Source organism: Pseudonocardia sp. DR1-2 (assembly GCF_023717215.1).
In the GTDB taxonomy this organism is placed as follows: Bacteria; Actinomycetota; Actinomycetes; order Mycobacteriales; family Pseudonocardiaceae; genus Pseudonocardia; species Pseudonocardia alni.
The window spans coordinates 171,070-182,145 of the sequence record NZ_JAMQOF010000010.1 but is presented as its reverse complement, the minus strand read 5'-3'; the positions used below and the strand labels follow the sequence as shown (position 1 = coordinate 182,145).

Here is an 11,076-nt window from a genome sequence, read left to right as displayed (position 1 = left end):
CAACAAGGAAGCAGGATCCTGAAGACGGATCGCCTTGACCCACCAAGACAATCACACCGAGAAACTCGATGAACCACCGGGGGTCACTGCCCGCGGGGCCTGTTGACCGGGCCTCTCAGGACCCGTTCTGTCCGGCTCACTCGCTGACAGGAAGAAAACTACGGCATGGCATTCGGGCACGTCAAACCGGGGTCGGAAACCCGCGCTGACCTGGGCAAACCCGTCTCCGGGCCGCACCGCACCACGGTCGAGCCCGACCCTGTCGAGCGACGAACGGTCGCCCTGACGAGCTCACTCCGGATACTGGTTGACCAGCGCCGATCGCGCAAGTGGAAGCTCACGACGGCGTCCGGAACCGGTGCTCCACCCGTCGTTCGTCCCGCGTCCGCCTGCCCGCCAACAAGTTTCAAGATTTTTTCCGACCGTCCGTCGCGGCGCCCGGCCGCGACGAGCGGTCGGCAGGCGGGGGATCGTCCCCGACGGGGACCGGCCGGGGCGGGTGATCACGATCGTCGTCCGCCGTCGGCCGTTCGTCGTGGTGGCTGGTGGGAGCCGTCCGTCGGCACGCGAGACTCGGCGCGTGCACCCCGACGGAGACGTCCTCCCGCCCGTCCTGCACCGGCTGCGTGCCGGCGCGGAGCTCACCGCGGCGGCCTGGTGCCGTACCCCGGGTGCGACGAGCCGGGTACGGGCGACCGTCGTCGCCGGGCGGCTGGTGGTGGAGGCGGGGGACAGCGAGCCCCTGTGGATCACGTCGTCGCCCGTGGCGCTCCCGCTGCGCACGCGGTCGGTGGACCGGGTCGCCGTGCCGATGCTGCTCCCCCACCTCCGGGACATCGACGGACTCTTCGCGGAGCTGCGGCGGGTACTCGCCCCTCACGGGCTCATCTCGGTCCTGGTGCCGGCGCCCCGGTCGTTCGGCTGGGGCGGGGGCGCGCTGCGGAAGGCGGTGCGTGACGCGTGGCGGCACCGGTCGGCCGTCGAACACCCGGAATGGCTCGCGGCCGCCGCGGACTTCGCCGTACTCGCCGACGACCGTCTCGACTTCACCCTCGACGGGGTCGAGGCGTCGAAGGGCGCGGACGAGCTGTGCGCGGCCGGCGTCTACCCGCCCGATCTGCCGGAGCGGGCCCGGGCGGACCTCGCGGCGCACCGTTCGGCGGTCCGCACGGTGCGGCTGCGCCGGGTGGTGGCCCGGCGCTGAGGGTCAGTCCGCGGTGGCGATCTCGGCGACGGCCCCGGCGATCCGCAGGTCCTGACCCGGGCCGTCGAGGTCGTCGATCTCCACGACGTCGGCGACGATCGCGGTGATGTTGTCGGGCCCGCCGCCCTCGTTGGCGAGTGCGATGAGCCGGGTGACGACCTGGTCCGGCTCGGCGCCGGAGGCGAGCTCGCGGTGCAGGGCGTCGTCGTCGAGCACCGCGGTGACGCCGTCCGAGCAGAGCAGATAGCGGTCCCCGGCGAGGATGTCGACGCGGTCGAGGTCCGGGTCCGGCGCGTGGTCGGTGCTCAGCGCACGCATCAATACGGACCGGCGCGGGTGGTGCGCCGCCTCCTCGAGGGTGATCTGACCCTGGTCGACGAGCTGCTGGACCATCGTGTGGTCGTGGGTGAGACGGCTCAGCTCGCCACCCCGCAGCAGGTAGATGCGCGAGTCGCCGATGTGGGCGAGCGCGAGCTGATCACCGGTGAGGAGCAGCGAGACGACGGTCGTGCCCATCCCCCGCATCTCCGGCTCGTCCGCGGCGCGGCGGGCCAGCCGGTCCGTGGCGTCGTTGAGTGCCTCGGTCAGCTCGGCGGCGAGATCGATGTCGCTGAGGTCCTGCGGAAGGCGGGCCTCCAGCTCGGTGAACACCGACACCGTCGTCGCACTCGCGATCTCGCCATGGGCGTGACCGCCCATCCCGTCGGCCACGATCAGCAGTCGGCCGGTCGTCGCTCCGGAGTCCTGGTTCGACGTCCGGCGACGGCCCACATCCGACCCGAGCGCGGATCGCAGTCCCAGCACCATGGGGACAGTATGGACGTCACGGTCCGTCAGCGTCGCAGGCGAGGCCCGTTCGGCGTGTGCTTCAACCGGTCGGATGGCACTCCGCCCAGCACACGGGCCGGATCGGGTGGTTCGTGACGGCGGTGCCGCAGCCGTGATCGCTTGCCCTCCTCGCTACGGTGGGAGCGCACCGGACGAGGTCCGGGGCGGCCGGCCCTCGTAGCTCAGCTGGATAGAGCAAGAGCCTTCTAATCTCTAGGTCGTTGGTTCGAGTCCAACCGGGGGCACCAGGTCAGAGCGTCATCGACGCTCTCGACCTCGGAATCGTGGAGCTAGACATGGAGCGGGGTCACTCCTACCGTTCCCTGCATGGCGGCTCAGCCCACGAGGCGCAAGCGGCAACGTGGCGAGGTCGAGGTCCTCCCCAGCGGCTCGTTCCGGGTCCGTGTCTATGCGGGCGTGGACCCGCTCTCGGGCAAACGTCACTACCTGCGCGAGACCGTCCCGGCCGGTCCGAACGCCGCGAGAGATGCGGAGCGCGTCCGTACCCGGTTACTCGCCGAGGTCGACGACCGCCGCAGTCCTCGGACGAACGCCACCGTGAACCAGCTCCTCGACCGCTACTTCGATGTCCTCGAGGTCGAGGACTCCACCCGGGTCGGGTACGAATCCATGTCCCGGAACTACATCCGCCCTGTGCTCGGGGAGATGCGGATAGGGCGTCTCGACGGCGAGACGCTCGACGCCTTCTTCGCGGAGCTGCGCCGCTGCCGGGCCCGCTGCGATCGCCGGACCCGCGTTGACCACAGCACCCTCGACAGTCACGCCTGCGACGACCGTTGTCGCCCGCACACCTGTCGGCCCCTCGGCGGCTCCTACATGCGTCAGATCCACAACGTCCTCAACGGCGCCTTCACCCGGGCGGTCCGCTGGCGCTGGATCGGGACCAACCCGGTACGTCAGTCCGAGGCCCCACCCCAACCTGCGCCGAACCCTCAGCCCCCGGCCGCGTCCCAGGCTGCCGTCATCGCCAACGAGGCCTGGCGTGATCCGGACTGGGGCATGCTGGTGTGGCTTGCTATGACCACGGGCGCCCGGCGGGGCGAGCTGTGCGCGCTGCGCTGGGACCGGATCGACTTCTCGACGAGCGTCATCGACATCCGCACATCGATGGCTCAGATCGGCGCGCGGGTGTGGGAGAAGGACACCAAGACCCATCAGCGTCGCCGGATCGTTCTGGACCCTCAGACGCTCGGCCTGCTCAGGGCCTATCTGCGTCTCGCAGCTCAGAGCGCGGCCGCTCTCGGTGTGGAGCTGCCACCCGACGGCTTCGTCTTCTCGCGTGCCCCCGACCACTCGATGTCGCTCCGACCGGACTCTCTCACCCAGCGCTACGCACGGATGTGTAGCCGGCTCGGCTGGCAGATGCACCTGCACCAGCTCCGGCACTACTCGGCCACCGAGCTGATTGCCGCCGGCGTCGACGTCCGGACGGTGGCGGGAAGGCTCGGCCATGGCGGCGGCGGGACGACGACGTTGCGGGTTTACAGCGCGTGGGTCTCCGAAGCCGACCAGCGTGCAGCGGGCTCGCTCGCCGAGCGAATGCCGTACCTCCCCTTGAATACCGACTGGGCCTCGGGACGAGGAGCGCTGCCAGCGCCCCCTGATATTCCGGTTGAGCGGGATAACGGCAACCGCTCTCCATACCTCGCGATTGCAGCCGACCTACGCGCGGCGATCCGGTGCGGCGCTCTACTCACGGGCGATCCCATACCAACGATCACAACGCTCGCTCAGCGATACCAAGTCTCCGAAGCAACCGCGCATCGTGCTGTAGCCGTGCTCAGCGCGGGTGGCGAGATCATTACCTCTCGTGGGCGTCGCGCACGCGTCGTCGAACCTCCCGAACATACTCAGTCTTAATCGTCGCAGACCCACCTGAAGATATCGCAAGGTCCAAGCCCACGCGAGAAATGTCTACGTCAGCTCCTTAGGGGGCAGGCCCTAAGTAAATCTTCTAGGCAAGACCGCAGAAAAACTCGGCACTTCATTCTTTAAGCTTCTTCGTGAGCGCCTTATCAAGCTCCTCCACGAAAGAGACGGATATCCCTTTCGCTTGCGCCACTGTTCTGCCACTTAGATAGTAGGCGCGGGCTTCGATTGTGACCTCGAGGCGCTCATAGAGCTGGCGTTCGAGGGTCAGCTGCTTAGCTAGCTGTCGCGTTTGAAACGAACTCAGAGACCCGTCACCGTGAACGATCGCATTCCGAAGCTCAACCATCACTCGCAGATCCTGCACTACACGACTCCCCGGATTCAATAGATCGAAGCCGTGACTAAGCCACTTGAGTCGACTATCCCAGCTTGAATAGAAATCGTCTCCGACATGCTTGATGAGAAGCCGCTCGAACGTTCCGTGATTCCTACCCGCCCTCGCAATGAGCAGCGCAAGAACATGATCTGCAAAGCCCTCACAAATGCTTGCAAGAGTAATCACTACCGAATCACGACGTGCCACGTCCCGCTCATCCGCAAGCCGGATACGGCGAACTGCCGAATCAGCCTCAGCCGAACTGATCACTGACCGCGCCCTCGCTGACCCCATTCGTACGCGACTTTCGATAGCCGCGAATCTGCAATTATTGCACGAACTGTTGCATTTGACTTGTCGACTCCTCCTCGACCCGCTGCTGCCGCCAGAGCAGGCCGAGTGAGACTCGAAGCCAATCCGTACAGTTCTGGTAGCGTCTCAAGAACGTCACCTCCATTCCTGTTTGCAAGGGCCCAGCTCGCGAGGCACCGGACTACTTCGTGCCGATCCTTCAGCTGCTCTAAGGTCCACGAACGCACCTCGTCAAAGTCTTCGCCACTCGACTCACTTAGGGTGCGCACGGCATGGAGTAGCCAGATCTTCGCCCATGGGCTCTGGCGCTGCATTTCAGTTAGCTCTCGCAACGTAGTCCAGTTCTGGTGAGTCTCGTGGCTACGCACCCATAGGTACCTACACACCAGCTCAAGAGACAGCGGAGAACTGAAGACCGAGTCACTCAGGATGTCGTCGGGGATTCTATCAGTCGCGTTTCGCAGCGTATTTATGGCGAACCCCACGAAGGAGCCTGCGAGTGCCCTCTGGCTCGACTCAATTTCTTTACTCGACCACTCTCGCAAGATCGACCAAGCGAGCCCTTCCAGGTCGTTCTTGCCTTTCTCCTCATCGTCGCTATCAGAATCCCGGCCGTCCGAGTCGTCAGATTCAGACTCTTCTTCCTCGTCGCTTTCCTCTCCATACCTATCCAGCCATGGGAAGTCGTCGTTGTCGACATCACCGTCACCAATCATGCGATTCAAGAAGTCACGCATATCGGCCCGCTGCTGGCCCACAGTCGACTCGCGGAGAATCGTTGTCTTCTCCGTCGAAAGAACTAGCCCGAGCCGACGCGCAGCCTCGGCCGCAATCTCAATAGTCTGATTAGCGACGCCCCATGACGGAGCGACCGCCCTGAAGTCGTCGGCGTATCGCGCTACGTCGACTCCGGATCGAAGTAGCTCTCGCTCCATAATTGAAAGATAGACATCCGCCAATCTGTCGCTCATCGCGGAAAGCTGCGGAAGGCCGCGCGACCTGCCAGCGAGTGCACCCAGCACTTCTTCCAGCGCTAAAGACTCAGACACCTTCAGTGAGCGAAGAACTAGCTCCTCGCGAAGGTCGACGTGCTCGATGTACTCGTAGCAAGAGGCGATATCGAACTCGACCAAGTACCCACGACCTCCGCCGTCGACCAACTCGCCAGAGACACTTTCATACTTCTTCCATGTTTCTTCCGTTCGCACGGTATCTGGAATGTCTTCGGCGACAAGCTGGACGAGCGCGTTATACATAAGTCGATCGATGGGCGCCGAGATCGACACGGGTCGAGGACCGAAGCCCCGTCGAGGCGCAGTCAGCGTTTCAGTTTGTACATGACGCCCTTGCCGATACGCAGACTTCGTCGCATCGATCAATTCTTGCTGGCCGTCCCGCAGGCAATGGTAGATCACTAGGGGAGGAAACCGGTGGACGTCGGCACCACGAGTCAGAGAATCAGCGCTTGACTCCATCGGGACAGAGTCCACGACCTGCTTGGAGAGCTTGACCATGCTCACTGGCGCCCCTTCGGTTGGCAAGGCAGTGAGTATGCCTTAGCGGTGTACTGCTCTCTACGTTCACCCACACCTGCTGGTGTGAGATGGTTCTTGTCAGATGCTTCTGCAACCCTCACTACATGACCATCCCTGATAGTTTCACCAGGAGAATGCTTCTGACGAACTTGGTAAGGCCTCAACCCGAGATCCAAGACATGGCCACCTCAGCTGCTCTGCGCATCGAGGAGAACAGCGGTCGGGGGATATCTGACTGGTACTCCGCTGGAGTCGTCGTCACCTGCGCATGGCTAGTCGATGCGCGACGTCCTGCAACGTGCGGTCGCATCCAAGTGGCCCGCTCTCCGGTGGGGGATCGTCAGATTCGCGCGACCGAGGACTCGATCGATGCCGAGTTTCAAGCTGCCGAGCTAATGGCGGAGCGTCAGCCCTGGTTGTTGGAGCAGCGTCCCGGCTGGTGCGAGGGCATCCGCGCGACCCTGCGCTGGGCCTGGCGCAACGAGGGCCCGCCCCCGCTGGACGAGAACGGGGAGCCGACCGCATGGTCGGCTCCCCGCACCTGATCAGTACTCCCCGTCGCCCCAACCGGCCGTCTCGTACTCGCGGGCGGCCTCCTGGTCGTCGCCGTGCCAGCGGGTGAGTTCCTCGGTCCGATGGTCGTCGGCTGCGGCCTCGTCGGCGCTGTCGCGGTAGAGGATCTCGTCGAGCACCCGTCCGGCGTGCTGGACGCTGTCGGCGGTCTGTTCTGCGTCCGGGACCCGGACGACGTCCTCCAGCATCGGGGCCGGCTGCTCGTCCGCGACCTCGCGGACGTCGCGGTACCGGGTCTCCCCCGCCTGGTCGTCGTGAATCTCTGCGCGGTCGTCGAGGTCGATGTCGTCCTCGGTGATGTCGCGGTGCTGCTCGTCCTCGGCGAGCGCGGCGTCGTGGGCGGCCTTCCACTCGGCGGCGGTGATGCGCTCGTCCGGGTCGTCGGCTGCGCCACGGGCGGTCAGCTCGGCCTTGGACAGGTCGGCCTGTACGCGGGTCTGGCTGGTGTGGGCGAGCCAGGTGGCGCGGGCGTCGTCGACCTGCTGGAGCTGGCTCGCCCGCTGGTCGAGCAGTTCCCCGAGCCGCGCGGACCGGGCCGCGTCGGCGAGTAGCTGCTCGCGTCTGTCGTCGCCGGTCGCCGTCTCGGCTTCGGCGCGGCGGAGTGCGGCGGTCTGGCGGTGGTCGGCGGCGGCCTGGCGGGTTCCGGCGAGTTCCTTGGCGACGTAGCGGGGCGCGGCGGCCAGCTCGCGTTCGTAGGCGCGGACCCGCATCCGGAGCTGGCCGTTGGACAGTTCCAGGTGTTCGCGGTCGATCTCCGGCCGTCCGAGCGACCGCCACGCGGCGCGGTAGGCGGCGAACTCCTCGACCTGTCCCGGCTTGGGTGCGGGGCCGAGGGCTTCGGTGGGGTCGTCGTGGCTGCGGACTTCGCGGTAGGCGGCGATCCGGCCCACGGTGCCCTCCCACTCGACGCGCTGCACGAGATCGGCGGGGACCTCGCCGAAGGCGTCGAGCGCCCACTGGGGCGGGTCCTGGGCCGCGGCGGCACCGAGTCGGGCGGCGCGCTGGTCGGCGGCTTGGGCGAGGCCGGCCATGTACTGGTTCCACTCGGGGTTGTCGGTGCGCGGGACCCAGTCGGTCCAGGTGTCGCCGACGGGGTCGAACCGGTGGTGGTCGCGGATCCGGGAGTAGAGGACGTTGGACAGGTTCCGGGCCCCGGTGAGCGGGCCGTGTGTGACGGCGTCGGTGAGGACGCGGTCGGGGTCGCGGCCGGCGATCTCGGCGCGGCGCAGGATGCGGGTCAACGCGCCGGTGCCGTCTTCGGCGGCGATGCGGGCGCGCTGGTCGTCAGTGAGCACGCCGTCGGTGACGAGGCGGTCCAGGGAGCGGGCGGTGCGTTCGGTGGCGGCGAGCTGGGCGGCGTCGGCGAGCAGCTCGGCTGCGGTGCGGGCGCTTCCGGCCTGGTCGGCGGACTCGGTCGCGATCGCCAGCGACGACTTCGGGGTGACCTGGTCGTGGGTGTCGAGGATCCCGGCCAGGACGGCGACGGGGTCGCGGTGCAGCTCGTGGCGCTGCGCGCTGCCGTCGGCCGGGTCCTCGGGCGCGGTGCGGGTGGCGACATGGGCGGTGTTGGCGCCGCGGCCGCGGGACATGCCGACATACAGCGCGTTCGGGCTGGTGCGCCCGGTGACCACCGAGTGTGTGGTGTCCACTGTCGCGCCCTGGGCGGTGTGGATGGTCCCGGCGTAGCCGAGGGCGACGTGCTCGGCGACGTAGGAGGCGGGCAGCACGAACCGCTCCCCCTCCCCTGCGCCGGTCAGGTCGGTGGTGACCTCCAGGCTGCCGTCGGGGCGCAGCGCGGTGACGCGGAAGTCGTCGCGGTTGCGGATCGCGCGGCGGTTTCCCTCGTAGCCGTCGAGGTGCCAGGCGTTCTCCCGGGCCTGGACCAGGTCCCCGACCCCGGCGTAGGTGCCCTGGCGCCCGAGCAGGGTGCCGTGCTCGGCGACCTGGCCGAGGCGGACAAGCTCGGCGCGGATCTGCGCCGAGACGTGCGCGGCCTCCTCGTTGGTGTCGACCAGCAGCAGCGACCGCTTCCCGTCGAGGGTGTCGGCGACCCACGCCCGGGCGGCGGAGGTCTGGGCGTCGTCGCGGGTTCCGGTGTCGAGGACGCGGCCCTGCTGGTGGTACTCGCGCAGCACCGTCTGGTCGCCGGCCCGGAGCCGCAGCGAGGCGTCGCGTTCCCATTCGGCGGTGAAGCGGCGGGCGTCGGTCAGCTCGTAGCTCGATCCGGCCGCGGCGAGCAGCTCCATCCCGCCGCCGGCGCCGACGGCGGCGAGCTGGCGGTGGTCACCGACCAGCAGCAGCTTCGCCCCGGCCCGCTCGGTGTGCTGGTGGATCGCCGACAGCGCGGCGGTGTCGGTCATCGCGGACTCGTCGATCACGACCAGGTCCCCGTCGCGCAGCCGCCAGGGCTCGTCCTCCGGCCGGTGTGGACGCTCGGCCGCTCCGGTGGTGAGCCGTTGCTGGATGCCGAGCCAGGCGGCGACGTTGCGGGCGGTCAGCCCTTCGGCGGCGAGGACGTCGGTGGCCTGCTGGCTGGTCGCGAGCCCGAACACCCGGCTGCGGGTGCCGTCGTGGCGCAGGGTCGGGTCCGTCCACGCCTGGGCCAGCGTGCCGACGACGTAGGACTTCCCCGTCCCGGCCGGGCCGACGAGGGTCTCGACCCGCGCCCCGGAGGCGAGGATCCCGCGGACCGCGGCGGCCTGGTCGGCGCCCAGCTCGATCCCGCCCGAGCGCAGCCCGTCGAGGAACCGTCCGACAGCCTGCGGGGTCAGCGCCGCACCGTCGCGGGCGCTGGTCGCGGCCAACAGGATCCGCTCGGACCGGACCTGGTCCGGAGTCGAGTAGACCCGACCACCCGGGGCGACGTAGGCGGACTCGCCGTTGGCGAGCCGCAGGTCGGCGGGCAGCAGCTCGGTCGCGGGCCGCGCGGTCTCGATCGGGACCGCGTACTCGAGCGCACGGTCGGTGAGCTGGTCGAGCAGCTCGGCGACCTGGGCGCCGTCCGGGGTGCCGAGGTAGTCGGGCAGGGCGGCGTTGACCGCGCGGACCAGGTCCGCGCGGGTCCAGCCGGACTTGCGGTCGGCGACGTCGGCGAGCGCCAGCTCGATGACGGCCTCCGGGTTGAACGCCATCGGCTCGACGCCCTCGCGGCGGGCGGCCAGGGCGAGGTCGGCGATCCCCTCCAGGCCGCCGGCGATCTCGTCGCGCACCTTGCCGTTGACCCGGTCGAGGAACTCGTCGCGTGTCTCGCCGTTGTGGGACTTGCGCGCCCGGGTCCGCAGCGTGGCCTCCTGTGCGAGACGGTCGCGCTCCAGACCGTTCGGGGCCCGGCCGTAGCGGGCCTCGAACGCCTCGACCAGCTCGGCCTGCTTGGCGGTCACCGCGTGCCGTCGGGAGGACAGCAGCGACATCGCCTCGGCCGGGACGCCGACGAGCTCGCGGGCCTTCCCGTCCGGACGGGTCGCGCACAGGGTGCCGAGCGAGTGCGCGAGTCGCTCCTCGCAGGTGCGTTCGCCGACCGCGGCGGCGCCGGGCCGCCACCGGTGGATCGCGCGGGAGTCCAGGGTGCGCCAGACGCCGTCCGGGCCCTCGACGCGGTTGAGCGTGCCGTTGTGGATGTGCAGCTGCGGGTCACGGTCGCGGGAGTCGTGCTGGAAGAACGACGCCACGGTCCAGCCGTGCGCGTCGGCCCACCGCCCGGCGGTGCCGCCGTGGTGCCCGATCCGCACGTACCCGGCCTTGTCCTGTAGGTAGGTCAGAGCCGCGTTGTTCCCGGCCCAGATGGCGTCCTCGACGGCCTGGCGGAACTCGCCCCACGCCGCGGCGGTCTCCTCGTCCCCGGCGCGGCGCGCGGCGACCTCCTTGGCCTCGAACGCGGTGTGCAGCAGCGTCACCGACTTCTGGACGCTGAACGTGATGTCCAGGAACGCGACGTTGTGCCGGGCCGCCTTGCCCGCCTCCGTCCGAAGCTCGGCGCGCCGTTCGGCGGACGCGTCCGGTTCGGTGTCCAACGCCTGGGCGTACAGCTCGTCCTCGGACAGGTACCGGCGTCCGGTGTGTCCGAGGGTGGACACCTCGTCCCACCGGTCCGGGTCACCGAACCCATCCTCGCGCGGGTCGAGGAACCGCTCGTAGAGCGCGCGCATGTCCTGGGCGTCGACGAGACCCCGCAGGCCGAGCTTCTCCGCCCCGGCGCCCCACCAGCGGCCCGGCGGCTCTCCCTCGGCGACGGCGCCGGTGTAGTAGTTCTCCCGGCCGGTGGCGACCTCCTTGAGCAGGTACTCCGGGGAGTAGCCGGTGGCGATCCTCAGCACGTCGACCACCCGCCCCCGGCCGCCCGGCGGGCGTTCTCGGCG

At 68.7% G+C, this 11,076-nt stretch carries 7 protein-coding genes and 1 tRNA gene; 4 read left to right on the top strand and 4 right to left on the bottom strand.

Annotated elements, in window-relative coordinates:
* Positions 1-580 precede the first annotated feature (580 nt).
* Positions 581-1,204 (top strand): methyltransferase domain-containing protein, encoded by a 624-nt coding sequence (locus tag ND486_RS25655; protein ID WP_062400893.1) that lies wholly within the window; start codon positions 581-583, stop codon positions 1,202-1,204.
* Positions 1,205-1,207: 3 nt separating this feature from the next.
* Here the strand turns inward: ND486_RS25655 and ND486_RS25650 are convergent, their stop codons facing one another.
* Positions 1,208-2,011, bottom strand: a complete 804-nt coding sequence (locus ND486_RS25650) for a PP2C family serine/threonine-protein phosphatase (protein ID WP_251786930.1) — start codon at positions 2,009-2,011, stop codon at positions 1,208-1,210.
* Positions 2,012-2,203: 192 nt separating this feature from the next.
* On the opposite strand from ND486_RS25650, the gene ND486_RS25645 reads away from it, so the two are divergent.
* Positions 2,204-2,280: transfer RNA gene (locus ND486_RS25645), tRNA-Arg, on the top strand.
* A 79-nt stretch (positions 2,281-2,359) separates the two neighbouring features.
* Positions 2,360-3,913 carry a tyrosine-type recombinase/integrase gene (locus tag ND486_RS25640; protein ID WP_251786929.1) on the top strand — a complete coding sequence of 518 codons (1,554 nt, stop codon included), beginning with the start codon at positions 2,360-2,362 and terminating at the stop codon, positions 3,911-3,913.
* A 124-nt stretch (positions 3,914-4,037) separates the two neighbouring features.
* On the opposite strand, the gene ND486_RS25635 is transcribed toward ND486_RS25640, so the two are convergent.
* Positions 4,038-4,508: a hypothetical protein gene (locus tag ND486_RS25635; RefSeq protein ID WP_251786928.1), complete on the bottom strand. Its 471-nt coding sequence runs from the start codon at positions 4,506-4,508 to the stop codon at positions 4,038-4,040.
* A gap of 59 nt (positions 4,509-4,567) precedes the next feature.
* A complete protein-coding gene (locus ND486_RS25630) occupies positions 4,568-6,127 on the bottom strand; it encodes a reverse transcriptase domain-containing protein (RefSeq protein WP_251786939.1) in 1,560 nt (519 codons plus the stop codon).
* Between the two features lie 416 nt (positions 6,128-6,543).
* Between ND486_RS25630 and ND486_RS25625 the strand changes: the two genes are divergently transcribed.
* Positions 6,544-6,693 (top strand): hypothetical protein, encoded by a 150-nt coding sequence (locus ND486_RS25625; protein ID WP_251786927.1) that lies wholly within the window; start codon positions 6,544-6,546, stop codon positions 6,691-6,693.
* On the opposite strand, the gene mobF is transcribed toward ND486_RS25625, so the two are convergent.
* Entirely contained in the window at positions 6,694-11,034 is a 4,341-nt protein-coding gene (gene mobF / locus ND486_RS25620) for a MobF family relaxase (RefSeq protein ID WP_251786926.1), read from the bottom strand.
* Positions 11,035-11,076 lie beyond the last annotated feature (42 nt).

What these genes read in the sequence shown, in the direction of transcription:
- ND486_RS25650 (WP_251786930.1), bottom strand. Translation starts at nt 2,011, where the DNA reads ATGGTGCTGGGACTGCGATCCGCGCTCGGGTCGGATGTGGGCCGTCGC.
- ND486_RS25640 (WP_251786929.1), top strand. Translation starts at nt 2,360, where the DNA reads ATGGCGGCTCAGCCCACGAGGCGCAAGCGGCAACGTGGCGAGGTCGAG.
- ND486_RS25630 (WP_251786939.1), bottom strand. Translation starts at nt 6,127, where the DNA reads ATGGTCAAGCTCTCCAAGCAGGTCGTGGACTCTGTCCCGATGGAGTCA.
- ND486_RS25625 (WP_251786927.1), top strand. Translation starts at nt 6,544, where the DNA reads ATGGCGGAGCGTCAGCCCTGGTTGTTGGAGCAGCGTCCCGGCTGGTGC.